Raw genomic sequence first — 26,030 nt, 5'->3', positions numbered from 1 at the left:
TGTTTAAACAATCAAACTTTGACAAATATAACTTATACAAAAAGATTTAATCCTTACTATTCAGTTTTATCTAATGTGTTTTTTATGGATAGTATCGAACAAATGCCTCCATTGCTTCATATTCAGCCATTCCAACTTCATCATAAAGCTTAGCTGTTGCTTGGTTTCGGTCTTCCGCACGTTGCCAAAACTCACGGCTGTCATCACCCATAAACATTGCTCCTTCTTTTTGTGATTGATGGCGAAAGATTGCTTCTCGTTTCCGATACAATTCTTCCGGACTAATAGGTACTGCCATTTCAATTTGGTCAATATCCCATTCGTGCCATGCTCCCCGATATAACCATAGCCAACAATCTTTCATCCAGTCATCTTCCTTAATGTCTTCAAGCGCGTAGAGGATTGCATCGAGACAAACCCGGTGCGTACCATGCGGATCGGATAAATCACCTGCAGCAAAAATTTGATGAGGCTTTAGATCTCTTAAAAAATCTTTCAGGATTTCAACATCGTCGATCGAAAGTGGATTCTTTTCAACTGCACCTGTTTCGTAAAAGGGAAGGTCCAGAAAATGTACGTTGTTACTATTCACCCCAGCAAAGCGGCAGGCAGCTTTTGCTTCCATGCGCCTGATTAATCCTTTTAAAACCCGAATATCTTCAATGTCTTTTTCATCGTTTTTCTTTTCTTTCAGGAATTTGATGGTTTTTTCGTACTGCTCCTTTTCCTTTTCATTGCCCGAATCATAATAGTTGGTATACAAATTATGAAAGGAAATAAACCGGTTGGTATATTCATCAGATACCGCAATATTTCCTGAAACCTGGTAAGCAACATGAACTTCATGACCCTGTTCTACTAACCTGATCAAAGTTCCTCCCATTGAGATGACATCATCATCTGGGTGAGGACTGAATACAACTACTCTTTTTTGAGCCGGATTTTTCCTTTCCGGACGATGCGAATCATCTGCATTGGGTTTTCCTCCCGGCCATCCGGTAATTGTGTGTTGAAGGTCGTTGAAGACCTTGATGTTGAGGGAATAAGCTGATCCTTTGTCGGAGATGAGATCGCTGAGCCCATGATTAATATAATCTGTTGTTGTAAGTTTAAGAATTGGTTTTTTTGTTTGTTGACAAAGCCAAACAACAGCTTTGCGAACTAAGCGGTCTGAATTCCAATCGCAAGTGTCAACTAGCCATGGTGTTTTCACCCGGGTAAGTTCCATTGCGGCCCCCATGTCCAAAACCATTTGGGCATTTTTATGCAATTGCAAATAGCTCGCGGGAACTTGTTCACTTATTGGTCCTTCGACAGTTTTTTTCAAAATACCAGCCTTGCCTTCCCCTAGTCCAAGTAAATATACTTTTTTAGCATTCATGATGCTGTCGATTCCCATTGTAATGGCTCTCATTGGGACCTTGGTGATTCCTCCAAACTCCCGGGCTGCATCTTGTTTCGTCAAGGTGTCCAAAACAACTAACCGAGTATTTGAATTTAGTTGTGATCCTGGTTCGTTAAAGCCGATATGTCCTGTTCTTCCAATTCCTAATAGCTGAATATCAAGTCCACCGTACGATTTTATCTTTTGGTCATACATCTGACAAAACTCGTAGATTTCATTATACTCTAAATCTCCCTTGGGAATATTTACATTTTCTGGTGGTATGTCAATATGGTTGAATAAATGCTTGTGCATGAATAAGTAATAGGAATGAACCGATTCTTTATTCATTGGATAGTATTCATCCAGGTTGAAAGTGACAACGTTTTTAAAGCTAAGTCCTTCCTCCCGGTGCATGCGGACGAATTCTGAATAAACACCAATCGGGGTTGATCCGGTTGCCAAACCAAGAATGAATAACTCATTCTTTTGTTGCTTATCCTTAATTTTTTCAGCAATTTCCTTTGCTACAAGCTGGGAAGCTTCCTTTGATTCATCACAAATTATGGTTGGGATTTTTTCGTATTTAACAAGAATGTCCCTGTGTGCTAAATTTTTTGGTTTATGGTAGGTGGTACCGTAAAACAGTGGATTGTTTGAATTAAGCTTATTTTTTAAGTCCATCGGATAAGGAATTTTGATTTAGATTGGAAGCAAAATTAAAGGTAAATTTTAATAAAAACAAAATTGGTCATACATGTTACCAGTTAGCTTTACATTGCTAAAAATAATTTTAAATTTGTGATATGAAGTTGATAGCAGATAGCGGATCTACAAAGACATCCTGGCGGTTAATAGGCAGTAGAGGCTCGGTTCAAGAAGTTGAAACTTCTGGTATGAATCCATTTTTCAGGACTAGTGAAGATATAGAGCAAGAGCTTAACGAAAAGTTATTACCACTCGTTCAGTCAGTTCAATCTGTCTTTTTTTATGGAAGTGGAATAATTAATGAAGAGAAAGCATCAATTATAAGAACAGCATTGCAGCAAGTTTTTGGAGAGATTTCAATTGAGTTGCATAGTGATTTAGTTGGTGCAGCCCGGTCTGTTTGTGGTGAAGAACCCGGAATAGCTTGTATTTTAGGTACTGGCTCCAATGCTTGTTTGTTTGACGGTGAAAAAATCATCGATAATATTCCCCCTTTAGGTTTTATACTTGGAGATGAGGGAAGTGGTACACATTTTGGGAAACAATTGTTAGGAGACTTTTTCAAAAGAATAATGCCTGAGGATTTACAGGCTAATTTTCAGGGCAGGTTTGAAATAAATAAAGATATAGTTCTTGAAAAAACTTACAGGCAACCAAAATCGAATCAATATTTGGCGGGCTTTAGCATTTTCGTATCTGAAAATATAGAAAGTTGTTATTGTCAGCAATTGGTAAAACAATCGTTCCATCAATTCATTCAACGAAATGTGAAGACCATTTCCGGTTCTGATGTGTTTCCCATAAATTTTGTCGGATCAATAGCTTATTTCTTTCGGGAAATACTCAAAGAGGTTCTTAATGAGGAGCAGCTTATTGTTGGAAAAATTATTAAAGAACCAGTAGATGGATTGATTTCTTATCACGAAAACAAAGGAGTTTAATGAGTCAAAAAATTACAGAGTCATCGTCTAATTATCAAAATTTGGAGCAAATGTCTGTTGGAGAATTGCTTCGGGGAATTCATCAAGAGGATAAAAAAGTACTACCGGCGATTGAACGAGTAATTCCACAAATAGAAAAATTGGTGAGTTTAATTGTGGAACGGATGAAGGTGGGTGGTCGGTTGTTTTATGTGGGTGCAGGAACAAGTGGTCGGCTTGGAATACTGGATGCTTCTGAAATTCCACCAACCTATGGTGTAGGTTATGATTTGGTCATCGGCTTAATTGCAGGTGGAGATAAGGCCTTGCGGATAGCGGTTGAATCTGCCGAAGATGATGAGAATTTATGTTGGAAGGAATTGCAGGATTATAAAGTTTCAAAAAATGATACAGTTGTGGGCATTGCAGCTTCCGGGAGTACACCCTATGTCGTGGGTGCGGTTACACATTCTCGTAAACACGGAATGCTTACAGCCTGTATTACCAATAATTTAAAAACTCCCTTAGCCCGAGAGGTTGATATTCCAATTGAGGTGATCGTTGGGCCTGAATTTGTGACGGGCAGCACACGGATGAAAGCAGGAACAGCTCAAAAATTAATTCTAAACATGATCACGACTTCATTAATGATAAAGCTGGATCGTGTAAAAGGAAATAAAATGGTGAACATGCAATTGAATAATCGAAAGCTGATTGATCGTGGCGTTCGAATGATTGTTGAAGAGACCGGCATTGATGTTGATGTGGCAGCGAAAATGCTAGAAAAATATGGATCTGTGAAAAAAGTATTGGATGAATTAAGAAACCAAGGTTAAGGCAAACTTTGTTTTAAAAACTTATTGAAAACCTCTAGGTTTCTCGACAAGTGAGCCTGCATTTTCTCATAGGCTCTGTCTGAATCGCCTTCCCGAATAGCATTGACTATTTCCTTGTGAAAACCAAGTGTAATTTCTTTTTCACCTTCAATATTGGCATAAATAAAACTCCTCATCCGTGGAAGTAGGTTGTGGACAGGCTCCATGGTTACAATTACAATTGGGTTTTCTGTTGCACGAGCCACCAGTAGATGAAATTTATTATCAATATCTGATTCAAGCTGTGTATTATCCGGATCACATTTGGCAAAATCAATCAGATTTTGTTCCATTAATTTCAGGTCTTCGTCGGTACGATTTAAGGCTGCCATGCGGGCAATTTCCGGTTCAAAAGCCATGCGCACTTCGATAATTTGGCTAATCAGATTATTATCAAATTTTAAATCGTAATAGAGGTTCAATGACTTAATTGCATCTTTCATTTCGATGCGCTTTACGAACATTCCACTCCCTTTTTTTATCTCAATTAATCCCCTGGCGCTTAATCTTCTTAAAGCTTCCCGAAGTGCAGTTCTGCTAACTGCAAACATTTCGCAAAGTTCTCTTTCCGAGGGCAACTTTGCACCGACAACTAACTTTTTTTCCCGAATGGCACGTTCAATGTTTCGCTCAATTTTTTGACTAAGCGTTTGAGTGGTCCCTATTTTTTTGAAAATTTCATCCATGATAAAAAGTTGCAGCTACAGTTTTGTGCATTCAAGTATTTTAATTTACAAATAAATAATATCCGCAAAACTTGGTTTGTAATGGCAAAATAACAATAATTTTTAGAATTCAATTATTCTATATGAATTGCAAATTGAAGCTAATGCAAGGATTTGATCGTATTTAGATTTGCATCACACCGGGTCTAGAGAACTATTGAATGTATTATGTGGTTTATCAGGCCTGTTTTGATAAACAACTTTGTTTATCTCTTGAATTTTTTTGATATCTTTGAGCCGAAATCGAAGTACACGTTATTTATTTAATGTGTGCTAAACAATGGCAAGACGAAAACTCCCTGTTTATTCAGGGGTCCACAGTTTTCGGAATGCTCATGGTTTATTAGGTTTAGTTGGTTTAGGTTAGTTCCCGAGAGATCGGGGCAGAAAAGGCAGTCAGAGGACTGCCTTTTTATTTTACGGGAAGCCACAAAAAAAAAGGATGCTTAAAAAAGCACCCTTTCTAAAACTTCTGTTTCCTATTTTCTAAAATTCAAATGGTAAAGCGAAGTTCACATTAACTGGTTTTCCACGTTGTTTTCCCGGTGACCATTTTTCCATACCGGATACAATTTGAGTCGCTACTTTAGCGGCAATGTCCGTTGTTTTGTCCAATACCTGGACATTAGTAACCTCACCCTTTGTATTTACAGTAAACCCAATTGTGGCCTTTCCTTCCAGTTTTTTGCCTTCAAAGAAAAGAAGTGCCTTAAAATCATTCTGTTTGGCATTTACATATTTACCAAGCCCATAATGACCGTTAGGATAATGAGGCATTTCTTCGACTATAAAAAATACTTCTTTTGAATCATCAACCTTTTGTTCAATTACTGGCGGGGGTGGTGGAGGCGGTGGTGTCTCTTCAGAAAAATCGTTACTTATTGCGATCACCTCTTTCTCCATTGAGATTTTGTAATTTAACTTGGCTTTCTTTTCGTCAAAAGTAACCTCGTTAACGACGGTCTTATATCCTACAAATGAAACAACCAAAGCAACTTCTGTATTAGTAGGAATTTCCAGTTCAAATTTCCCATCCTTATCCGCAACGGCTCCGGTAGTCGTTCCTTGCAGTAGGACAGATGCTCCGGGAAGTGGCTCCATATTTTCATCCAAAATGATCCCCTCAACCTTAAGTTCTTTTGATGATTTAAAAGTTTTCGGATTATAGAGTTTCATTTCGGAATCAGTGCTCTTTTCCTGTTGCTGGTATTTGTATTCCGGTTTTGCGAATGCTACCAGTAGCATGGCTACAATTGGAAGAGCCCAAGCCATTCGAATTAATTTTCGTTTGGGCGTTTTCTGTTTTGTCATCATTTTTAAACGAGTTGGGCCAAGGGCAAAGTTCAGGTTGTGGGTTAGTCCAATTACCTGCATGCCCATTAGCTGGTTAATTAATAGTGCCTGATACCTGACAGGTGAATGGCCCCGGGTTAATACACCTTCGTCAGCCAGGTATTCATGGTTTTGCTTAATTGCATGTTCAAACAGCCAAATAAATGGGTTGAACCATAGAAACACTGTTAACAGTTCGATAATAAGCAGGTCGACCCAATGACGCTCACGAATGTGCACTTTTTCGTGGGCAAGAATGTCAGTTAGTTCTTCCCGTTTGTGATATTTCGGGTTAATGAAAATTCGATTAAAAAATGAAAATGGCAATGAGAATTGGTTGTTCTCCAAAATCAACTGGTTATCTATTCTTCTTGATTTCGATTTTAAAATGATTTGAAGGGGCTTCCATGTTTGAATGATCAAGCGTAGTAAAAAGAAAGCAATTCCACTAAAATAGACGATGAGTCCTGCGTATTGCCATGAGAAACTGGAACTTTCTTCAAAAAGAAAGGGAGCTCTGCCATCAGTGTTTTTAAATACTTCTGCTAAATCCGTATTTGTTGTTTTTGCAGCGTTCTCGACCAGCACTTCATATTGAACAGGGAAGATGGCCACAACGATTGAGAAAACTAAAGAGAAGATTAGGAAATACCGGTTCGCTTTAAAATGTGTGGATTTACGCAAAAGTATCCAATACAAAGCAAAGAATAAACTTACCGATATGGATATGCGAAATAATATCTCGAATAAACTTTCCATTACTCAATCTTTTTAGGTTGATCATTCCCCAGCTCCTCTTGAGCTTGCTTTAATATAGTTTCCAAATCTTCAATATCCAGCTGATTTTCTTTGGCGAAAAAGGTTGCCATTTTCGGAAAAGAACCGTTGAAATAGTTTTTTAACAATGAAGAAAATTGAAATTTGGTATAGTCTTTTTTACTGATTGCAGGAGAAAAAAGATTGGTATTTCCAATTTTTCTGCGGCTCACAAATCCTTTCTTTTCTAAAACAGTAAGCACTGTTGCCACAGTAGTGTATGCAGGTTTTGGATCATCAAATTGATCAACCACATCTTTCACTATTGTTTCGTTAAGTTTCCACACAAATTGCATTACTTGTTCCTCTGCTTTGGTCAGTTGCATGATATCCATGAGTATTCAATTTTATTTTCTACTACAAATATAGTAATAGGAATTACAAAACAAACTATTCTTGTAGGAATATTACTACAAATATAGTAAATAACACATAATGTGATGATAGCTAGATGTGTGAGATTGTTGGTGCGGGACGAAAAAATAGGATAAAGAGAAATTTCGAGGGTGAAAAGTGGGATTTGTTTTGAGAGAAGGAGAAAAAAGGTTGCCCAAATCTGAGCAACCTTAGGGTGAATTTCTATTTTTTGTTGAAAGTTACTTTAACAGTCGAATTCATTTTCATCGGTATTTCCATATCTTCATTGGATTGCGGGTTATTCATCTTCATTAGCATGTTGATATCCTGAATCATGTTTGATGATGTAAGCATCCCATCTTTGGCATTTATTGACATTTCACCTGCTTGATTACCGGTCATTTCAATGTTCATATTCATGCCGTTTTGCTCGGTTGATGTATTGGAGTTAATATCCGAATTTACTTTTAATGTCACATCATCTTCTTGAATGTCAGTAACTTCAAAATGCATATCGATGTCCATATTCATAAATGCTTCCATTTTTTGACTGGCATTCCAGCTATCACCAACCGAAATTTTATCTTCGGGGAAATAATTAAATGTTTGACCGAAAGTTGACTTGAATGATTCTTTATCTGAGAACATCTTTAGCATCGTTTTCACTTGTTCATTCGCTCCAAATGCTTCACTAAAACTGTCAAACCCTTCAATGTTTTCAACTTTGCCCAGTGGGGTAATTTCCATTTGCAGTTTGATTTTTGTAATTCCTTTTAAAGCGTCAAAAGCTGGATTATCAGTATCCTGGCTGTTCGAATCAAAAGACATTTTGTTCCCCATCGCATCCATGTCCATTTTCATGGTTGTGTAGTTGTAGCTAATCAAAAAATTGTTGTTTGGTAGAACGTCCAAAACAGTCATGGATGCACCCATTTGCATATGCTGGGTCATTTTAATTTGCTGCCCCATCATTTCCTGGTCCATATCGTTGTTCATGTCCATGATCATTTCATAAACAGACCCTTTCTCTAAATTTAAACGAAGTAGTTTCTTTGTTTTTGCTTGAGTAGAAAAGGAAAAGAACAGACTGGCAATAATTAGTAGCAGGGTGGTTTTTTGAATTTGCATAAGTTGAATTTTAATTTTTTGATAAAAATAGATTATGTAAAAACATTGTGCAATAGTATTGATAAACTTTAAACAGTTTATCACGATCCAATATCTGAAAATTTTAGTTGAAGATGGATTATGTTTCGGTGAGTGGTAGGAATTTACAGACGTGTTGTTAAATATTGGATATTTCTTCCAAAATAATTTTTGCAACACTTATACTTTTCACGCGTTCAAAACTGAGGCTGAGTTTATCCTTTTTCTCTTTCATTCGACATTTGGAAGGATTAGTCTGCACGAATTGTAAGATCTTTCCAAAAACCGGAGATTGGTAATAAGGTGATTGTTGATCGGAAATGAAGTAGCAGATCATTTTTTGATTCTTTAGGATAATGCGTTCAATACCTAATTCAATCGCTACCCATCGTAGGCGCACAACCTCCAACAATTCTTTACTATTTGGGGGGAGTTTTCCAAAGCGATCAATCAAACCATTTTCAAATTGCAGAAGTCCTTCGGAGTTTTCCATGCTATCCAGTTCACGATAAAGAAGCATTCGTTCCGAAACACTCTGAATGTAACTATCCGGGAATAGCAATTCCATATCAGTATCAATTTGGCAATCATTAATGAATTTGGATTGCAGAAAAACCTGTCCGCTGTCTTCTTTTCCTTCTTCAAAAAGGCTTTTAAACTCGCCTTGTTTCAGTTCCTGAATGGCTTCATTTAAAATACGGTGATAAGTTTCAAAACCAATATCAGCGATAAATCCACTTTGTTCAGCTCCTAATAGGTTTCCTGCTCCACGAATATCCAAATCGCGCATGGCAATGTTAAACCCGCTTCCTAATTCTGCAAATTCCTCAATTGCCCGCAGTCGTTGTCTCGCCTCAGGACTCAATGTTGACAAGGGGGGAGCGAGCAAATAACAAAATGCTTTTTTATTGGAACGTCCAACTCTTCCGCGTAATTGGTGAAGATCGCTCAATCCAAAGTTTTGCGCATGGTTAATGATGATGGTGTTGGCATTTGGAATATCCAAACCTGATTCAATAATGGTAGTTGCAATCAATACATCGTATTCGCCATTGATAAAATCGAGCATGATTTTTTCCAGTTTGGGCCCCTCCATCTGTCCGTGCCCAACAACGGTTTTAGCACTCGGAATAATTCGCTTGATAGTCGCTTCAACTTCATGGATATTTTGAACACGATTATGAATGAAAAATACCTGACCCCCTCGAGAAATTTCATAGTTGATGGATTCGCGGATCACATCTTCGTTGAATCCATGCAGTTCGGTAACAATTGGATATCGATTTGGTGGAGGGGTTTGGATGATTGATAAATCACGTGCGCCCATTAAAGAGAATTGCAAGGTTCGGGGAATTGGGGTTGCAGTAAGCGTTAAAGTGTCAACATTTACTTTTAGCTGTTTCAGCTTTTCTTTAACTGAAACGCCAAATTTTTGTTCCTCATCAACAATTAATAACCCCAGATCTTTAAACTTTACATCTTTTCCTACCAGCCGGTGTGTCCCAATTAGGATATCGACTTTTCCGGCCTCGGCATCTTTTAATATTTTTCGTATTTCTGCAGCTGGACGCAACCGACTGATGTATTCTACCCGTGCAGGCAGATCCTTCAAGCGGTCTGAAAATGTTTTGAAGTGTTGCAGTGCCAGAATGGTTGTTGGAACTAAAATGGCAACCTGCTTGCTGTCGGCAACAGCTTTGAAGGCCCCACGAATGGCAATTTCTGTTTTGCCAAAACCAACATCACCACAAACCAATCTATCCATGGGCATTTCCCGCTCCATATCTTTTTTCAGAGCAATAGTTGCCTTTAATTGATCGGGTGTGTCTTCGTAAATAAAAGATGCTTCCAGCTCATTTTGTAGGTAACTATCAGGAGAAAAAGCAAAGCCTTTTTCTTTGCGTCGCTCGGCATACAAGGCAATTAATTCTTTGGCAATATCTTTAACTTTCGACTTGGTGCGTTCTTTCATTCGTTGCCAGGTGCCGCTTCCCAATTTATTGATCTTGGGTTCAAGTCCTTCTTTCCCTTTGTATTTTGAAATACGGTGCAGTGAATGGATGCTTACAAAAAGGACATCATTGTCGCGATAAGTAAGGCGAATGGTTTCTTGCATCTTCCCATTCACTTCTGTTTTTACCAGACCGGCAAATTTCCCAATACCCTGATCAATGTGTACCACATAATCGCCCTGATGTAGTTTGTTTAATTCTTTCAGCGTAATGCTTTCCCGTTCAGCTTTTCGGGTTTTCAGTTTGAATCGGTGGTAACGTTCAAAAATCTGATGATCGGTATAGCAACAAATATTCAGTTCATGGTCAATGTAGCCTTCATGCAGGGTGAAGTTAAGGTCGGTAAATTGAACATTTAGTCCCTGATCATTGAAGATTGCATGCAGGCGCTCAATCTGTTTTTCATTAGATGAAAGCAGAAAATTAGTATATCCATTTTTTACATTTTCCTGCAGGTTATTACCCAGCATTTCAAAGTTCTTATTAAATATTGGCTGAGGCGAAGTTTCAAATTGAATACTTGTTTCGGCTTTAAAATAAGAACGATTTCCAGCTTCGATGCTGCAAAACTCAGGGATGATTTCCAGTATTTCATTCCCAAAAGCAAATCGGGATTTAAATTCTTCTGTCAAATCCGGGTCTTGTTGGGTTTGCTGAAATATATCCTCAACCAGATCGGTCGTTAGCTGGATGTCTTTAAAAAGCAGGCAACTCTTTTTTGGAATGAAATTGAAAAAATGATCTCGCTTTTCATCATCCAGGCCTTCCTGAATGTTGGGAATGATTACAATTTTATTAAGCTGCTCTTTCGAAATCTGGTTGTCAATATCAAAACTCCGAATACTATCAACTTCATCTCCGAAAAAGTCAATTCGATAAGGATCTTCATTGGAGAATGAATAGATATCAATCAAGCTTCCTCGGATGGAATACTGACCCGGTTCAACTACAAAGTCAACCCGTTCAAAATCATATTCAAATAATACGTCATTTAAAAATGAAGTGGAAAGTTTGTCTCCTTTCTTGATGTCGAAACTATGTGATGCAAGTCCTTCACCAGAAATCACTTTTTCTGACAAGGCCTCCGGATAAGTAATTACACAAAGCTGATTCGATTCGCGAAGTTGATTCAAAACCTCGGTGCGAAGAATTACATTCTCCTGCTCAGGTTTGTCGTATTGGGTGGCACGTTTGTACGAACCCGGGAAAAAGAATACGGGAGTAGGAGTTTGCAGATTAATTAAATCGTCATAAAAATAGGCTGCTTCTTCCTTATCATTCAAAACAATAATAAGTGGTTTCTTGTGCTTTTCCGCCAGGCTTGAAACAACAACCGAAAGTGAAGAGCCAACAAGACCATGCAGGTGAATTTTTTCACCAGGGTTTTTCATTTTCTTTAGCAGTGACTGAATAGCCTCTTGCTTATTGACTTTTTTTCGAAAATCCTGCAACTCCAAGATCGTTCAATTTTGCCCAAAGATAGATTTTTTAGTTTGAAGATGGAAGTTGTGTAGTGATTCGAATGAACAAATACTAACATTGCCAATTTGTTTTAAATTTCTTTCACATTCTTTCATTTAAGTTAAATAAAACACATTGTTTATCGTCATATATTTGCTAGTGATTAGGATGAATATGATAGAGAAATAAATTTTAATAGTTAAGTTAATTTATTTTTAAATTATGAAAACAATTACATTTTTATTATTACTGTGTTTGTCTTTTTCATTTTCGATTGCTCAGGAAAAAGGGCAATTGGGAGTTTATACCGAAGGTGGTTGGTATACTCCCAAAGATAGTCCGGGGAATTCCATGAAAGATGGAATTGCTGCAGGCATTGGAATGTATTATGAGTTCCCAATTCATAATAGGTTTTTTGGGAGTCTGGGTGTAGGGTATCGCTACAAACAAAACCAAAAGTATCAGGTTGAATATTCTTATTTTGGTGATGAGTATGGAGGGTATGGATATAGTACCTATGGTTACAGCCCTTATGGTTATTCTCCATACGGTAGCAATACTTCTGCTGGTGAGTGGCTCAACTTTCCGCAACATTACATTGTATTACCTGCAAAATTAAAGTATCGATTGAAGAACAACTTCTTTGTTCAGTCTGGATTAGAAGCAAGCTGGTTGCTAAACTATGATTACGTTTCTGTGAAGCCGGAATTTAATTGGTCGCTTGGGCTTGGTTCTAAAATAGGAGATTTAGAATGGTCACTTAATTATGTTCGAGGTACAAAAATGCAGGGAATGTTGAATTATACAAACGTACCGGATGTACCAATTGAGATTACAAAAGATCAGGGGTTGAGAAATCGCATGCTGATGCTGAATCTTTTGTATCCATTATGGAAACGCTAAAATATTCCTCAGTTAGGGATGTTTGGAAACGGTGAGAACTAGTTTCTCCTTTTGGCCCCGGGTTTGCCATGTCCGGGGCTTTTTTTCTGAAAATTTCGTTTGCCTTTGTAACCACCTTTACCTCTTCCTTTTTGTTTTACTTTCCATTCGGGGCCATCACCTAGTTCAGCAGGAAGAGGAGCTTTAAAAACTTCGCTTTCGATAAGTGTTTCGATTTGCTGAAACTTATACATATCGTCTTCATTAATTAGTGTGAGGGCAATACCTGTAGTATTTGCACGAGCCGTACGACCGATGCGGTGGACATAATCTTCAGCATCTCCCGGTACATCATAATTGATAACCAGATTGATATCTTTGATGTCAATTCCCCGGCTGAGTACATCGGTGGCAACGAGGATTCGGGTCTGTCTTGCTCTAAAATTCATCAAGACTTGTTCCCGTTCCTTTTGTTCCAGATCCGAAGAAATTCCTTCGGCATTAAATCCTTTCTTTTTGAGTGCCCGAACGATACTCGAAACTTTCTTTTTAGTAGAGCTAAAAATCAGAATGCTTTGGCAGTCTTCTTTTCCGGCAATTAACGATTGAATAAGTGGAGTTTTTTGCTCTTCGTAACAAAGGTAAGCCGCTTGTAAAACACCTTCTGCAGGCTTGCTGATCGCAGTACTATATTCTTGAGGTTTTGTTAAGATTTTCGATGCAAGTTGCCTGATTTTAGGGGGCATTGTCGCACTATACATCAATGTTTGTCGCTTCTCGGGTAAGTGGCTAAATATCCGAATAATATCATCATAGAAGCCAATGTCGAGCATGCGGTCGGCTTCATCCAATACCACGAATTCAACCTCATTCATTTTTGCAATATCATTATCAATAAATGAAATTAGTTTACCCGGAGTTGCCACAATTACATCAACTCCTTTTGCAAGAGCCTGACGCTGAGCTTCCCATTCGTTGCCATCGCCACCTCCATATAACGCAATAGAAGTAATTCCCAGATAATAGGCGAATCCCTGGACCTGCTGTTCAATCTGAATAGCCAACTCACGTGTTGGGGCAACCACCAAAGCTTTTGTTTTACCTTCGGGAAAGTCGGCAACTTTATCAAGAATTGGTAAAATAAAGGCTGCAGTTTTTCCCGTACCTGTTTGTGCGCAGGCAATTAAATCGTGACCTTCAAGTATGGTGGGAATGGTTTTTTCCTGTATTTCTGTGGCCTCACTAAAGCCCATGTCAAACAGGGCATCTAAAATATCATCGTGTAAATCAAACTCGTCAAACTTCATACAAAAATTACGGATGCTCCATTTATGAGAATCTGCCTGCAAAGTTACTAAAATTAATTGAGCAAGTACATTAACTTTTTCTTAGCCGAAAGTTGCAAATTAATTGAAATGCATATCTTTGCAGCCATTATGAACAACGTGTTCTTGATAACCACGTAAAAAACAAGAAGAATGAAAAATAAAGTTTCAGTTTTATTCCTGTTGACAGGAGTGCTTTTCGCGGCCTGTTTATTAATCTCTAACATTTTAGCATCTAAAATAATCATGATTGGTCAGTGGTCTGCGCCTGCTGGTGTCTTGATTTTTCCATTGGCCTATATCATTAATGATGTGATTGTGGAAGTGTGGGGGTATGCAAAAGCCAGGATGATTATTTGGGCCGGATTCGGTGTAAATATTTTGGCTGCATTCTTTTTTATGCTTGCCATTGCCATGCCGGCCGCTCCTTTTTTCGAAGGACAGGAAGCATTTCAATCCGTTTTAGGAAGCTCGGTTCGTATTGTCCTGGCAAGTTTAATGGCTTATGTAGTCGGCTCTTTTTTGAATGCATTTGTGATGAGCAAGTTTAAAATGATGACTGGTGGCAAAGGATTTTCTATTCGTGCTATTGTATCGACTTTAGCAGGCGAAGGAGCTGATTCATTCCTATTTATTACCATAGCGTTTATAGGAGTGTTCCCATATCCGGTTATATTAGGAATGATTGTTACTCAAACATTGCTAAAAACCACTTATGAAATTTTGGTGCTTCCACTGACAATTTGGATTGTAAATAGGATAAAAGTGATTGAGGGTGAAGATTGTTATGACAAGCAGATTTCGTATAATCCCTTCAACTTAAAACAAATTTGATGAGTAAAGCTTTAGTTGTTTTTTCAGGAGGACAAGATTCTACTACCTGTCTTTTTTGGGCGAAAGAGAAATTTTCTGAGGTAGAAGCTATTTCGTTTGATTACGGGCAAAAACACCGTTTGGAATTAGATATAGCTCAGAGTATTGCTGAAAAGGCAAATGTACCATTTCATGTTTTCAAACTTGATTTGCTTAGCCAGATTACGGATAATGCACTTACTAATCCAAACGTTGAGGTAGAGCAAAACAAGCCAGATAATCGTCCGCCAAACACTTTGGTGGAAGGGCGTAATATGCTTTTTCTAACCTATGCCTCGGTGTATGCCAAATCGCAGGGGATTCAGCATATCGTAACCGGAGTGGGACAGGCAGACTACAGCGGATATCCGGATTGCCGTGATGAGTTTATCCAATCACTCAATCAAACCCTGAACCTCTCAATGGATTATTCGTATGAAATTCATACGCCTTTGATGTGGAAAAACAAGGAACAGATTTGGGAACTCTCAGATGAATTAGGAGTTTTCGATTTGGTAAGAAACGAAACGCTGACCTGCTATAATGGTATCATTGGTGATGGTTGTGGAAACTGCCCGGCATGTAAACTCCGCAAAAATGGGTTGGATTCATATCTTTTAAGAAGAAAATAGAAGCAAAAATGGAAAATCTGAAGAATCTTGGAAACGATACCAATTACCTGTTTAATTATTCACCGCAGGTGTTGGAGACATTCGATAATAAGCATCCTGAAAATGATTATTGGGTAAAATTCAATGCCCCGGAATTTACCAGTTTGTGCCCAATTACAGGGCAGCCAGATTTTGCCACTATTTATATCAGCTACATGCCTGATCAGAAAATGGTGGAAAGCAAGTCGTTGAAATTGTACTTATTCAGCTTTCGGAATCATGGTGATTTTCACGAAGATTGTATTAATATCATTATGAAGGACCTGATAAAATTAATGGATCCAAAGTACATTGAGGTTTGGGGAAAGTTTCTACCACGCGGAGGAATTAGTATTGATCCATTTGCCAATTACGGAAAGCCTGGAACCAAGTATGAAGAATTGGCCTGGTATCGTATGCAAAACCATGATCTCAATCCAGAGAAAATTGATAACAGATAATTTAATTTATACGTGCTACAGATTCCCGAATGATTAATCTTGGTGGAATTTGGACTTGATTTTCAGTTGATTCTAATTTTTCGTCAATTTCATCAGTTAATAGCGTAACAGCAAGCTTCCCAATTTCTTCAATGGGTTGGGCAATTCTAGTGATTGGAGGTTGAAGAAAATCAAGGTAAGTATAATCATCAAATGCGATTAATGAAATTTGCTCGGGGATCTGGAGGTTTGCTTCCCGAATTGCTTTAAAAGCACCAAGAGCAATGGTATTGCTTAACGCAAAAATAGCTGTTGGTTTTTCCTTTTTCTTCAAAAGAAGTTTTGTTTCCAGATAGCCGTTTTCAACATTGAAATCTGTACCCGAAATATGGATGCTAGTCGTTATTCCTGAATCTTCCAATGCCTTTTTAAATCCGTTTACTCGTTCTTTATTAGGCGTTGAATGTGGCACTCCCTGGATGCAGGCAATATTTCGATGACCGTTCTTGAGCAGTAAGTTTGTTGCATCAAAAGAGCCTTGGAAATTATCGGTACACAGATAAGGAAGTTTTGATTTCTCAAAATAGCGATCGATAAGCATTACAGGTGTTCCGGACTTCTGAATGTTTTCTAAAAAATCTGGATCTTGTCCACATGGGATCACAATCAATCCATCAATTTTTCGGGCCAACAACAACTCCGCAGAATCTATTTCTGTTTGCTCATCATCCTCACTGTCTACAAGTATGATGGTATAGCCTTTTAGTTTTGCCTCCTTCACAACTATGCTGGCAATGTTGGCAAAAAATGGGTTGGTAATACTTGGAATCAACAAACCGATGGTAAACGTTTTTTGTGTTCTCAGACTTCTTGCAAGTAAGCTGGGAGAATAATTGCTCTTTTTTGCTTCCTCCAAAATTTTCTGTTCGGTTGTTTTGCTGATCCTGTATTTTTTTGCTTTTCCATTCAAAACCCGTGAAACTGTGGAAACAGAAAATCCGGTCTTTTTAGAAATGCTTATTAAGGTTTCTTTGCTCATAATAGTTTGCCAGCAATTGATTCGACTGTAAAAGTAATAAACTTTTTATCAAGGATTTGTTTCTTTTTAAAAGTACCAATTGTAAGTGCCTGTATGACAGGTTGATGAGTGGGAGTATGATTTTAAATATTTGGGAGTTCTTGCATTTATTAATAAAATTTTCATAAATTGCGCAAACGTTTGTGCAGGTATGTTTTATATTCTATAATTAAGTCAATGAGTACAAAAGGAAAAATATTAGTCGTTGGAAGTACGAATACGGATATGGTGATCCAGACAAAAAAATTCCCGGCTCCTGGAGAAACCATTTTAGGTGGTGAATTTTTTATGAACCCTGGAGGTAAAGGAGCAAATCAGGCAGTGGCTGCTGCAAGATTGGGAGGCCAGGTAACTTTTATAACTAAAGTGGGAGATGATATTTTTGGAAAGCAATCGTTGGAAAATCTACGCAATGAGAATATCAATGTTGAATATATTCAAACCGACCCAAAGAGTCCAAGTGGTGTCGCTTTAATAACTGTTGATGGTTCTGGTGAAAACTCAATTGTGGTAGCACAAGGTGCAAATGGCACTTTACTACCTAATAATATTAGTGAGCTTAATTCAGTTTTCGACGAGGTTGATATTCTTTTGATGCAACTCGAAATTCCTTTGGAGACGATTGAGTTCTTTGCGAAAGAAGCCGTCGAAAGAGGAATAAAAGTAATCTTGAATCCTGCGCCAGCGAATACATTGTCAGATAATTTACTGGCAAACCTGTATATGATAACTCCCAATGAAACAGAAGCTGAAATATTAACTGGGGTGAAAGTTATTGATGAAAATTCAGCGAAACAGGCAGCAAGAATATTGAATGCCAAAGGCGTTGAGATTGTAATAATAACAATGGGTTCAAAAGGTGCCATGCTATACTCAAATTCGCAATCTGTTCTTATTCCAGCCCAAAAAGTAAGCCCTGTTGATACAACTGCTGCGGGTGATACTTTCAATGGGGCGATTGCTGTTGCGCTCTCTGAAGAGAAAGAGTTGGTTGAAGCAATTCTATTTGCCAATCAGGCTGCTGCCATTTCTGTCACCCGCTTAGGGGCACAGGCATCGGTTCCATTCCGTAACGAAATTAACTAACGCAACTTCAATATGAATACAAAGAATTTTTTTATATCTCTAATCGCGATGCTACTAATTGTGGTGTTTGCAGTTGCAAAAGAACCTGTTAAGGTTATTTTCGATACAGATATGGGGCCCGATTATGACGATGTGGGAGCTATAACGGTGCTACATTCCTTAGCAAATAAAAATGAATGTGAGATTTTAGCAACGGTGGCTAGCGATGGATATCCATACATTGCTTCGACCATTGAAGTATTTAATCGATATTTTAATCGGCCAAATATTCCAATTGGTGTTCCGGGAAAAGATGCGCCTTATTTTTCATGTCCGAATCATTGGAATGATTCCTTGGTTATGAAATTTTTACCCAAACCAAAAACCAATGCTGATTATCCATCGGCTGTAAAGGTTTATCGAGAAGTGCTTTCTAAACAGGATGATCAAAGTGTTGTCATCATAACGGTAGGTTTCATTTCCAACCTGGCTGATTTATTAAAATCGGAGCCTGATGAATTCAGCAAATTGAATGGAAAAGATCTCGTAAAGAAAAAAGTAAAGAAGTGGGTTGCGATGGCCGGGGGATTTCCTGAAGGCGATGAGTTTAATGTGGCGAAACACGCTGATGCTTCTTATTATGTATTTGAAAATTGGCCAAGCCCAGTTCTTTTCAGTGGGTTTGAAATAGGCGTTAAAATACTCACTGGCAATAGGGTTGCAAAAAGTGGAGCTAAAAATAGTCCGGTTCAGTGGGCTTATGACTACAATTTAAAAACGTATGAGGGCAAAGAAGTTCAGAATCGCTGTTCATGGGATCACACTGCGGTGCTTTGCGCCGTTCGAAATCCCGAAGACTATTTTTACGTAATTAAAGATGGGACATTTGTTTGTGAAGAGTCTGGTCAGAATACTTGGGATCCTGATAAAAACTCTCATCACGATTTCTTGGTACACAAATATCCGTATCAACATATAGCAGATATATTAGATGAATTAATGATGGAAGAACCTAGTAAATAATTTATTATGAAAGAACAATTTAAAATAAAACTTCAATTCTATTTATTTCTTGTTATCACAATTTCTTTGTTCGCATGTGAGCAGGAAACTACAATTTCGAAATCCCAATTAAAAGACAAAATTAAGGGTGGATGGGCAGGACAGGTTATTGGCTGTACGTATGGGGGGCCAACTGAATTCAAATTTAATGGGAAAATGATTCCCGGAGATCATAATATCCCCTGGAATAACGAGCGTTGTTTATGGTATTATCAAAATGAACCGGGGTTATATGATGATATATACATGGATCTAACTTTTGTTGATGTTTTTGAGAAAGAAGGGTTGGATGCACCAGCAACAGCGCATGCGTTGGCATTTGCAAATGCTGATTATCCATTGTGGCATGCCAATCAGGCGGCAAGATACAATATCCTCAATGGAATTATGCCTCCTCAGTCCGGGCACTGGCTGTATAATCCGCATTCGGAAGATATTGATTTTCAAATTGAGGCTGATTTTGCTGGCTTGATGTCACCGGGATTGGTCAACACAGCTTCTGAAATTTGTGATAAAGTTGGTCATATCATGAATTATGGAGATGGATGGTATGGTGGTGTTTACGTAGCAGCTATGTATTCGCTGGCATTTGTTTCAGATGATATCGATTTTGTGGTTAATGAAGGATTGAAAGCGATTCCTGAAGAATCTACATTTTATCAATGTATGGCTGATGTGATTCAATGGCATCAGCAGTATCCTGATGATTGGACAAAAACATGGGATGCTTGTCATGAGAAATGGTCGAATGATGTAGGTTGTTCGGATGGAGTGTTTGCAGACTTTGATATTGATGCGAAAATAAATGCTGCATATATTTTAGTGGGATTGTTATATGGAGAAGGAGATTTTGGTAAAACAATTGACATTAGTACCCGATGTGGGCATGATTCAGATTGTAATCCTGCCAGTGCTGCCGGTATTTTAGGAACAATGATTGGATATGAAAATATACCTGACGAATGGCAGTCTCCGATCCATCAGGTGGAAGACATGGATTTTAAATATACCACAATGTCTCTGAATGATGTGTATGAGATCGGATATAAGCATGCTACTGAAGTGTTAAAACAAAACGGGGCAAAATTTAATGGAGAGATGATTGAAATGCCAAATCAACCAGTTCAGCCGGTTCAGCTTGAGGTTGGTTTTGAAGGTCACTATCCAAAAGAAAGAATACATATTGGAAAATTTCTTAATACCGAAACTCCAGAGATAGTCATTGATTTTGAAGGAAATGGATTTGTTTTAGGAAGTTGGATTTGGGAAGTTGAGCCTGACTATATTTTTAATCTTGAAATGGAAATTGATGGACAACTTATTGAATCATACACGATGCCTACTTCATTTATCACAAGGCGTCATGATGTGGCTTGGAAATTTCAGCTAGAAGAGGGAAAACATCAAGTAAAAGTACGGGTGCTTAATCCGCGAGAAGGCTATAAGATAGATGTAAATGACTTGATTACATATACTTCCGATGAAAATAAGAATGGATATCTTAATCATTAGTGGCAAATAGAAATAACTAACTAAAAACTAAATCAATGTACATTGTTGGATCATATGCGATAGCTGTTATACTTTGTATCGTTACCATGCTTTGCTGGGGGTCATGGGCGAATACTCAAAAGTTGGCTCAAAAATCCTGGCGTTTCGAGTTGTTCTATTGGGATTACGTCATTGGAATAGTATTAATGTCCCTAATTTTTGCCTTCACATTGGGAAGTTCAGGGGAACAAGGACGAGGTTTCATCAGTGATTTGGGGCAGGCTGATTGGCAAAATATTGGAAATGCTTTTCTTGGAGGAATCATTTTTAATGCTGCTAATATTCTGGTTGCAGCAGCTATTGCAATCGCCGGGATGTCAGTGGCTTTCCCTGTGGGAATCGGTATTGCGTTAGTACTTGGTGTCATCATAAACTATCTGGCAATACCACAGGGAAATCCGATTTGGCTTTTTGCGGGCGTTTTATTGGTGACTCTTGCAATTATTCTGGATGCACTTGCCTATAAAAAACAGGCATCTCAGGCGCAAAAGATACCTGCAAAAGGGATTATTTTATCGGTAGTTGGCGGTATTTTAATGGCGATGTTTTATCGCTTTGTGGCCAGTTCAATGGTGAGTGATTTTTCCAATCCGGAAGCAGGTTTGCTAACTCCATATACAGCCGTGGTTATTTTTTCAATCGGGATTTTTGCCAGTAACTTCGTTTTTAATACCCTTTTGATGAAAAAGCCATTTGAGGGGTCACCCGTAACTTATAATCAGTATTTTGCAGGAAAGCTGAGAGAACATTTAACAGGAGTTCTTGGTGGAATGATTTGGAGCGTTGGTATGTCATTTAGCATTATTGCAGCAGGGAAAGCCGGATTCGCTATTTCGTATGGTTTAGGACAAGGTGCAACATTGGTTGCGGCTCTGTGGGGAGTTTTTATCTGGAAAGAATTTAAAGGTGCAAAAGGAACATCAGGGATGCTCACAGCCATGTTTGCTCTATTCCTCGTTGGCCTTGGAATGATAATTTATGCAGGCTCCTAATAAAAGAATTACTCAGTTGGCTGAGCTTTTTTCATAATTAAGGTGCAATTAATTGGATAATGATCCGATAGTTGCACCTTATCAACTTTGAAATTATAGCTGTCGAAATCTTCGCTGTGTAAGATGTAGTCAATCCTGAAGGAAGGAAGTTTTCCAAGGTAGGAATTGCCAACCCCACTGCCTGATTCAACAAAAGCATCTTTCAGATCTCCAATAACTTTGTGGTAAGTATAGGATACAGGTGTGTCATTAAAGTCTCCACAGAGAATCACTTTATATGGCGACAATTTGATTAACTGAGAAAGCGTATCAGCCTGCTCTGCACGTTTAATAAAGGCATGCTTTAGTTTTGCACCAGTATATCTGACTTTTTTCAGGCTTTCTTCCTGCTTTTCAAATGAAATGGAATCCAAAGAGCTAATATCTGCATCACTAAAACGGTAACTTTCCAAATGACAATTGAATAATCGAATGGTGTCGTCATCAATCTTAAGATCAGAGATGATCATCATATTGGCAGATTCCTTAAAATGAATTTCTTTTTTATCAATAATTGGGAAGCTAGAGTATGTTATTTGTCCACCTTTTTTACTTTGATGAATGTATTTGAAAAATTCATTTTTAGTTGATTTTGGATTTCCGGATTTCGGAAAAGAACTTTGTGATTTTAAACTTGCTTCCTGAAAACAAAGAATGTTTGGTTTTACCGTCTGGATGTATTCATATACTTCTTTCGAGAGCTCAGTTCTTTTTTTGTTTTTAATTCCCTGAAAATTTTTAACGTTGTAACTCGAAACAACGATTCCTTTTTCTTCCGTGCTTTTCCCTGATAATTGAAAATAGTGGTGCAAATTCGAGTACCCAATTCCGATAGCAATTATGGAAATAAAGGCATACTTGACTTTCGAAAATAACCATATTAGAACAAAAACAACATTAGCAAATAGAAGATAAGGATATGCAAGGCCTAAAAATGAAAGCACCCAAGAATTCTCCGGACTCACATGAACCGATAGGTATGAGAGTAAAATTCCTACAACCGGAATGAGGTTTAGGAAAATGAAAATATTTCGTATCAATTTTTTCAAATAGAATCGAGGTATTGTTGGTTTGTATACAAATATAAGAAATGCATGCAGAAATTAGGAGGGTCTGGTTTTTTGTTGTTTTAAAATGATACTTTTTACACTTTGAGATGGTAGCTCAATTTGCCCAAATCCTTGGGCATGTGCTGATTTTATTAATGAAATTTGATTTGGGTCGATTCCTACCCGCTTGGCTGCATATGAGTCCGCTGCAACAATATCAATAGAGAAAATAAGGGTTCGAAAGGTTGATACATCGTCGACAGATGCATTTCTAGTAATTACACGATTAGCATCGATAATATTTAATGCTGGTTTCTTGTATCGAAGGATATCCATAACACATTCGTCACTATATTTTTCGGGCTCCCAGACTAACTGTTTCATATTTTTGAGCGCTCCACTAATAGAATTCTCTCCATCGATTTTTAAGACCGGCATATTGATAATTACATCAACTTCATCAACCAACTCATGGAATTTGGCAGTTTGCATTGTTTTTCCATCAGAAATATTAACCTGTTGATACAGTGACTCTCGATTGCCGGGAAGAATTTTCGCATGAGCATCTTTTACTGCACGCTCAATACCACTAGCTTTATAGGCTTTAGTCCAGGGATCAATAGTTTGATCAAATAGATACACACCACGAGAACCAGCTTCATAACAAAGTTCAACCAATTTTGCCAGCAATTTTGGGTTGGTGTTTGCAGCTTGCTCTGGAGTTTTCTCCCAACGCAAAGTGGGCTTGATCAAAACTTTTTGTCCTTTAGAAACAAATTTTTCAATACCTCCCAGCGCGTCCAGCCCGAGTTCCAACATGCCGATTGAACTTCCTCCTCGAATGCTTACCAATTTATACGTTTGTGTTTTTGCGAAAGCTGGCACACTAATTAAGGATGCAGTTGCCAGTGCTGTATTTTTTATAAAGTTTCGTCTTTTCATATCAGCTGTTTTTGATCGCTTTAATCATGCGGTCTTTTCCGTTTAGATCCTTTCTTAATTCAACGTTCGAAAAACCATTTTCTTTTAACAGGCTAACGCATTCTTTGCCAAAAGCCTCATTGATTTCCCAAAACAAATATCCTCCACTTCTTAAATAGTTGTTTGCAAAAATGGTCAGTGCGTTATAAAATTTTAACGGATCGGTATTCGGCACAAAAAGTGCTTTGTCGGGTTCATGCTCCAATACATTCGCATGCATTTGCGATTTTTCTGCATTGGTGACATACGGTGGATTACTGACCAAAACATCCAGTTTGGGAAATGAACCTGGTAGTTGAGGATCTAAAATATCCTGCTGAAAAAACTCAATTTCAACATGGTTCAGTTTTGCATTTCCCTTTGCAATGTCAATGCTTTGGAGATCAATGTCACATGCTATAACGCTGGCATTTGGTAGATTTCTTTTCAAGGTAACTGGAATGCATCCACTTCCGGTTCCCACATCAAGAATGACCGGACGATCAGGCAATTTACTTTTTAAGATCCAGTCAACCAGCTCTTCCGTTTCTGGTCGCGGAATTAAAACTGCTGGAGTGACCTTAAAAGGAAGGTCATAAAATTCGGTTTCACCCAAAATATATTGAATGGGCTCATGGTTCTTCAAACGGTTTACAATGAGCTGAATGCTTTTATTCTCTTCAGAAGAAAGCGGTTCTTCTTTTTTCATGATCAGGTCGGTGGAACTGTAGTTCTTAAGTTTGGAAAAGATAATCCTGATGAAGCTTTCGATCTCCTCTTTCGGGTAGTGGCATTCTAATTCTTTTCGGATATATGATAAGCTTGCCTGCATTTATTTGTATTTTTGGCAAAGTTAAACTTTTCCTGATGAACATATCTGTCAAATATATGAATAGATGCATTGAACTAGCCCGTCTGGGAATTAACGATGCAGCTCCCAATCCCATGGTGGGGAGTGTGATTGTTCATAATGACAAAATTATTGGCGAAGGATTTCATCGGAAATGTGGCGAAGCTCATGCCGAGGTCAATGCCATTAATTCGGTAAAAGATAAAAGCTTACTAAAGGAATCGACCATTTATGTGAGTTTGGAACCATGTGCTCATTTTGGTAAAACACCTCCTTGTTCCGATTTAATTATTGCCAGTGAGATTCCGAGAGTGGTGGTTGGATGTATCGATCCGTTTGCTGAAGTTGCAGGAAAAGGAATTGAAAAAATGAAAAATGCCGGGATAGAAGTTGAGCTCGGTATTTTAGAAGAAGAGTGTCTGGAACTGAATAAGCGATTTTTCACTTTTCATCAAAAGAAACGACCATTTATTGTATTGAAATGGGCACAAACCTTAGATGGCTTCCTGGATATTGATCGATCACAAATAGCATTTGGGCAACCAACATGGATCAGCAATGAACTTTCCAGACGAGTCGTGCACAAACAACGAACTGAAGAGGGTGCAATTTTAATCGGAACCAACACTGCATTGAAAGATAATCCGTCTCTCACCGTTCGAGAGTGGCATGGTAATCAACCAATGCGCTTGCTAATTGACCGTAAGAATCGATTGCCGGAGTCGCTTCATCTAAAAGATGGGAAGCAACCAACCATCGTTTTTACAGAAGAGGATGTTGTGTCAAAGGCAAATCTGGAATATGTGAAAGTTGATTTTCAAACCAACATACTTCCTCAGATTCTGGACGAATTGTATAAGCGAGAGATTCAATCTGTTGTAGTAGAAGGTGGTGGACAGCTGCTTCAATCATTTATTGATCAGGGGCTATGGGATGAGGCTTACGTTTACTTTGGAAATACCTTTTTTGTAAAAGGGGTGCCTGCTCCTCATTTGCCAGTTCCTCCGATAAAGTCAGAGAGTCTTCATGACACTTTCCTCAAGTTTTTTGTCAATCGATTCGACTAAGTGGCATTCGGCCCATTGGAAAGAATTGGAATTCTTAACACATCTTCGACATATTGGAAATAGTAAAATAACTTGTGATTGATTTCTAACCCATAATCAATTTGATGGTCGTAATTTATTTGTCCGTCCAATAACTGAGAATGATGAGACCACAGCGATTTGTGATTCCATTCATTAACATATTGCTGGTTCCATGTTTCGTAATAAGATTGCGAATGATACCAGGTTGGTTTGCAGTATTTGATATACCAGCTTTCAAAACCAGGATCGAGGACAATCAGTTCGTAGCTTACACTATCAGCTGATTCGTTTTGGCTGACTTCCTTAATCTGAATGTTCTTTTGCGAGCTGCAGGCTGCAATAACAAGAATGATAATAATAAATACTAAATTCTTCATAGTTTCGCCCTTTTTAATTACATACGTATCGAAG

General features: G+C 38.1%; 23 protein-coding genes. 11 read left to right on the top strand and 12 right to left on the bottom strand.

Annotated elements, in window-relative coordinates; all coding sequences use genetic code 11:
- Positions 1 to 82: 82 nt before the first annotated feature.
- On the bottom strand, positions 83 to 2,068 hold the full coding sequence (gene nagB, locus ACUNWD_RS16195; protein WP_445588884.1) for a glucosamine-6-phosphate deaminase: 1,986 nt from the start codon (positions 2,066 to 2,068) through the stop codon (positions 83 to 85).
- A 122-nt stretch (positions 2,069 to 2,190) separates the two neighbouring features.
- Here nagB and ACUNWD_RS16190 point away from each other — a divergent pair, with 122 nt between their 5' ends.
- Positions 2,191 to 3,033 (top strand): ATPase, encoded by an 843-nt coding sequence (locus ACUNWD_RS16190; protein WP_445588883.1) that lies wholly within the window; start codon positions 2,191 to 2,193, stop codon positions 3,031 to 3,033.
- Positions 3,033 to 3,848 (top strand): N-acetylmuramic acid 6-phosphate etherase, encoded by an 816-nt coding sequence (locus tag ACUNWD_RS16185; RefSeq protein WP_445588882.1) that lies wholly within the window; start codon positions 3,033 to 3,035, stop codon positions 3,846 to 3,848. Before ACUNWD_RS16190 ends, ACUNWD_RS16185 begins: the two co-directional genes overlap by 1 nt.
- Here the strand turns inward: ACUNWD_RS16185 and ACUNWD_RS16180 are convergent.
- The 5 genes from ACUNWD_RS16180 to mfd form a co-directional block, all read right to left on the bottom strand.
- On the bottom strand, positions 3,845 to 4,573 hold the full coding sequence (locus tag ACUNWD_RS16180) for a FadR/GntR family transcriptional regulator (RefSeq protein WP_445588881.1): 729 nt from the start codon (positions 4,571 to 4,573) through the stop codon (positions 3,845 to 3,847). The genes ACUNWD_RS16185 and ACUNWD_RS16180 overlap by 4 nt on opposite strands.
- Positions 4,574 to 5,098: 525 nt before the next feature.
- Positions 5,099 to 6,703, bottom strand: a complete 1,605-nt coding sequence (locus ACUNWD_RS16175) for a carboxypeptidase-like regulatory domain-containing protein (RefSeq protein ID WP_445588880.1) — start codon at positions 6,701 to 6,703, stop codon at positions 5,099 to 5,101.
- A complete protein-coding gene (locus tag ACUNWD_RS16170) occupies positions 6,703 to 7,095 on the bottom strand; it encodes a BlaI/MecI/CopY family transcriptional regulator (protein WP_445588879.1) in 393 nt (130 codons plus the stop codon). Before ACUNWD_RS16170 ends, ACUNWD_RS16175 begins: the two co-directional genes overlap by 1 nt.
- Before the next feature lie 244 nt (positions 7,096 to 7,339).
- Positions 7,340 to 8,245, bottom strand: coding sequence for a DUF6263 family protein (locus ACUNWD_RS16165; protein ID WP_445588878.1), 906 nt, complete (start codon positions 8,243 to 8,245; stop codon positions 7,340 to 7,342).
- A 157-nt stretch (positions 8,246 to 8,402) separates the two neighbouring features.
- Positions 8,403 to 11,732, bottom strand: a complete 3,330-nt coding sequence (gene mfd / locus ACUNWD_RS16160; protein WP_445588877.1) for a transcription-repair coupling factor — start codon at positions 11,730 to 11,732, stop codon at positions 8,403 to 8,405.
- A gap of 226 nt (positions 11,733 to 11,958) precedes the next feature.
- Between mfd and ACUNWD_RS16155 the strand changes: the two genes are divergently transcribed.
- Positions 11,959 to 12,639: a hypothetical protein gene (locus ACUNWD_RS16155; RefSeq protein ID WP_445588876.1), complete on the top strand. Its 681-nt coding sequence runs from the start codon at positions 11,959 to 11,961 to the stop codon at positions 12,637 to 12,639.
- A 38-nt stretch (positions 12,640 to 12,677) separates the two neighbouring features.
- Here ACUNWD_RS16155 and ACUNWD_RS16150 read toward each other — a convergent pair whose 3' ends face one another.
- Positions 12,678 to 13,925 (bottom strand): DEAD/DEAH box helicase, encoded by a 1,248-nt coding sequence (locus ACUNWD_RS16150; RefSeq protein WP_445588875.1) that lies wholly within the window; start codon positions 13,923 to 13,925, stop codon positions 12,678 to 12,680.
- A gap of 171 nt (positions 13,926 to 14,096) precedes the next feature.
- Between ACUNWD_RS16150 and ACUNWD_RS16145 the strand changes: the two genes are divergently transcribed.
- The 3 genes from ACUNWD_RS16145 to queF are packed head-to-tail and all read left to right on the top strand — an operon-like array spanning position 14,097 to position 15,906.
- On the top strand, positions 14,097 to 14,777 hold the full coding sequence (locus ACUNWD_RS16145) for a queuosine precursor transporter (RefSeq protein ID WP_445588874.1): 681 nt from the start codon (positions 14,097 to 14,099) through the stop codon (positions 14,775 to 14,777).
- A complete protein-coding gene (gene queC, locus ACUNWD_RS16140) occupies positions 14,777 to 15,427 on the top strand; it encodes a 7-cyano-7-deazaguanine synthase QueC (RefSeq protein ID WP_445588873.1) in 651 nt (216 codons plus the stop codon). The genes ACUNWD_RS16145 and queC overlap by 1 nt, the downstream gene beginning before the upstream one ends.
- An 8-nt stretch (positions 15,428 to 15,435) precedes the next feature.
- Positions 15,436 to 15,906, top strand: coding sequence for a preQ(1) synthase (gene queF / locus ACUNWD_RS16135; protein ID WP_445588872.1), 471 nt, complete (start codon positions 15,436 to 15,438; stop codon positions 15,904 to 15,906).
- A 1-nt stretch (position 15,907) separates the two neighbouring features.
- Here queF and ACUNWD_RS16130 read toward each other — a convergent pair whose 3' ends face one another.
- Positions 15,908 to 16,924: a LacI family DNA-binding transcriptional regulator gene (locus ACUNWD_RS16130; protein ID WP_445588871.1), complete on the bottom strand. Its 1,017-nt coding sequence runs from the start codon at positions 16,922 to 16,924 to the stop codon at positions 15,908 to 15,910.
- 216 nt (positions 16,925 to 17,140) lie between these two features.
- Here ACUNWD_RS16130 and rbsK point away from each other — a divergent pair, with 216 nt between their 5' ends.
- From rbsK to ACUNWD_RS16110, 4 genes are read left to right on the top strand one after another with little or no spacing between them, the layout of a single operon-like run.
- Positions 17,141 to 18,049: a ribokinase gene (gene rbsK / locus ACUNWD_RS16125; protein WP_445588870.1), complete on the top strand. Its 909-nt coding sequence runs from the start codon at positions 17,141 to 17,143 to the stop codon at positions 18,047 to 18,049.
- A 12-nt stretch (positions 18,050 to 18,061) separates the two neighbouring features.
- Positions 18,062 to 19,051: a nucleoside hydrolase gene (locus ACUNWD_RS16120; RefSeq protein WP_445588869.1), complete on the top strand. Its 990-nt coding sequence runs from the start codon at positions 18,062 to 18,064 to the stop codon at positions 19,049 to 19,051.
- A 6-nt stretch (positions 19,052 to 19,057) separates the two neighbouring features.
- Positions 19,058 to 20,602, top strand: a complete 1,545-nt coding sequence (locus ACUNWD_RS16115; protein ID WP_445588868.1) for an ADP-ribosylglycohydrolase family protein — start codon at positions 19,058 to 19,060, stop codon at positions 20,600 to 20,602.
- Between the two features lie 35 nt (positions 20,603 to 20,637).
- Positions 20,638 to 21,633: a multidrug DMT transporter permease gene (locus ACUNWD_RS16110; RefSeq protein ID WP_445588867.1), complete on the top strand. Its 996-nt coding sequence runs from the start codon at positions 20,638 to 20,640 to the stop codon at positions 21,631 to 21,633.
- A gap of 8 nt (positions 21,634 to 21,641) precedes the next feature.
- Here the strand turns inward: ACUNWD_RS16110 and ACUNWD_RS16105 are convergent, their stop codons facing one another.
- The 3 genes from ACUNWD_RS16105 to prmC form a co-directional block, all read right to left on the bottom strand.
- Positions 21,642 to 22,712: an endonuclease/exonuclease/phosphatase family protein gene (locus ACUNWD_RS16105; RefSeq protein ID WP_445588866.1), complete on the bottom strand. Its 1,071-nt coding sequence runs from the start codon at positions 22,710 to 22,712 to the stop codon at positions 21,642 to 21,644.
- Positions 22,713 to 22,775: 63 nt separating this feature from the next.
- On the bottom strand, positions 22,776 to 23,663 hold the full coding sequence (locus ACUNWD_RS16100; protein ID WP_445588865.1) for a DUF362 domain-containing protein: 888 nt from the start codon (positions 23,661 to 23,663) through the stop codon (positions 22,776 to 22,778).
- 1 nt (position 23,664) lies between these two features.
- On the bottom strand, positions 23,665 to 24,513 hold the full coding sequence (gene prmC, locus ACUNWD_RS16095) for a peptide chain release factor N(5)-glutamine methyltransferase (RefSeq protein ID WP_445588864.1): 849 nt from the start codon (positions 24,511 to 24,513) through the stop codon (positions 23,665 to 23,667).
- Positions 24,514 to 24,569: 56 nt separating this feature from the next.
- On the opposite strand from prmC, the gene ribD reads away from it, so the two are divergent.
- Positions 24,570 to 25,598: a bifunctional diaminohydroxyphosphoribosylaminopyrimidine deaminase/5-amino-6-(5-phosphoribosylamino)uracil reductase RibD gene (gene ribD / locus ACUNWD_RS16090; protein ID WP_445588863.1), complete on the top strand. Its 1,029-nt coding sequence runs from the start codon at positions 24,570 to 24,572 to the stop codon at positions 25,596 to 25,598.
- On the opposite strand, the gene ACUNWD_RS16085 is transcribed toward ribD, so the two are convergent.
- Complete coding sequence (locus ACUNWD_RS16085) at positions 25,595 to 25,996, bottom strand: DUF6146 family protein (RefSeq protein WP_445588862.1); 402 nt, start codon at positions 25,994 to 25,996, stop codon at positions 25,595 to 25,597. The two genes, ribD and ACUNWD_RS16085, sit on opposite strands and share 4 nt — an antisense overlap.
- Between the last annotated feature and the right edge of the window lie 34 nt (positions 25,997 to 26,030).

The organism is Sunxiuqinia sp. A32, from assembly GCF_052690465.1.
The sequence above is the reverse complement of the archived record's forward strand: the minus strand, read 5'-3'. Positions and strand labels throughout refer to the sequence as shown.

Excerpts from the sequence above, each read along its gene's own strand:
- ACUNWD_RS16170 (WP_445588879.1), bottom strand. The coding sequence starts at position 7,095 with ATGGATATCATGCAACTGACCAAAGCAGAGGAACAAGTAATGCAATTT.
- ACUNWD_RS16115 (WP_445588868.1), top strand. The coding sequence starts at position 19,058 with ATGAAAGAACAATTTAAAATAAAACTTCAATTCTATTTATTTCTTGTT.
- ACUNWD_RS16165 (WP_445588878.1), bottom strand. The coding sequence starts at position 8,245 with ATGCAAATTCAAAAAACCACCCTGCTACTAATTATTGCCAGTCTGTTC.
- ACUNWD_RS16085 (WP_445588862.1), bottom strand. The coding sequence starts at position 25,996 with ATGAAGAATTTAGTATTTATTATTATCATTCTTGTTATTGCAGCCTGC.
- ACUNWD_RS16185 (WP_445588882.1), top strand. The coding sequence starts at position 3,033 with ATGAGTCAAAAAATTACAGAGTCATCGTCTAATTATCAAAATTTGGAG.
- queF (WP_445588872.1), top strand. The coding sequence starts at position 15,436 with ATGGAAAATCTGAAGAATCTTGGAAACGATACCAATTACCTGTTTAAT.
- ACUNWD_RS16190 (WP_445588883.1), top strand. The coding sequence starts at position 2,191 with ATGAAGTTGATAGCAGATAGCGGATCTACAAAGACATCCTGGCGGTTA.
- ACUNWD_RS16130 (WP_445588871.1), bottom strand. The coding sequence starts at position 16,924 with ATGAGCAAAGAAACCTTAATAAGCATTTCTAAAAAGACCGGATTTTCT.
- ACUNWD_RS16120 (WP_445588869.1), top strand. The coding sequence starts at position 18,062 with ATGAATACAAAGAATTTTTTTATATCTCTAATCGCGATGCTACTAATT.
- prmC (WP_445588864.1), bottom strand. The coding sequence starts at position 24,513 with ATGCAGGCAAGCTTATCATATATCCGAAAAGAATTAGAATGCCACTAC.
- ACUNWD_RS16145 (WP_445588874.1), top strand. The coding sequence starts at position 14,097 with ATGAAAAATAAAGTTTCAGTTTTATTCCTGTTGACAGGAGTGCTTTTC.
- ACUNWD_RS16155 (WP_445588876.1), top strand. The coding sequence starts at position 11,959 with ATGAAAACAATTACATTTTTATTATTACTGTGTTTGTCTTTTTCATTT.
- rbsK (WP_445588870.1), top strand. The coding sequence starts at position 17,141 with ATGAGTACAAAAGGAAAAATATTAGTCGTTGGAAGTACGAATACGGAT.
- nagB (WP_445588884.1), bottom strand. The coding sequence starts at position 2,068 with ATGGACTTAAAAAATAAGCTTAATTCAAACAATCCACTGTTTTACGGT.
- ACUNWD_RS16100 (WP_445588865.1), bottom strand. The coding sequence starts at position 23,663 with ATGAAAAGACGAAACTTTATAAAAAATACAGCACTGGCAACTGCATCC.
- ribD (WP_445588863.1), top strand. The coding sequence starts at position 24,570 with ATGAATAGATGCATTGAACTAGCCCGTCTGGGAATTAACGATGCAGCT.
- ACUNWD_RS16180 (WP_445588881.1), bottom strand. The coding sequence starts at position 4,573 with ATGGATGAAATTTTCAAAAAAATAGGGACCACTCAAACGCTTAGTCAA.
- ACUNWD_RS16175 (WP_445588880.1), bottom strand. The coding sequence starts at position 6,703 with ATGGAAAGTTTATTCGAGATATTATTTCGCATATCCATATCGGTAAGT.
- ACUNWD_RS16150 (WP_445588875.1), bottom strand. The coding sequence starts at position 13,925 with ATGAAGTTTGACGAGTTTGATTTACACGATGATATTTTAGATGCCCTG.
- ACUNWD_RS16110 (WP_445588867.1), top strand. The coding sequence starts at position 20,638 with ATGTACATTGTTGGATCATATGCGATAGCTGTTATACTTTGTATCGTT.
- queC (WP_445588873.1), top strand. The coding sequence starts at position 14,777 with ATGAGTAAAGCTTTAGTTGTTTTTTCAGGAGGACAAGATTCTACTACC.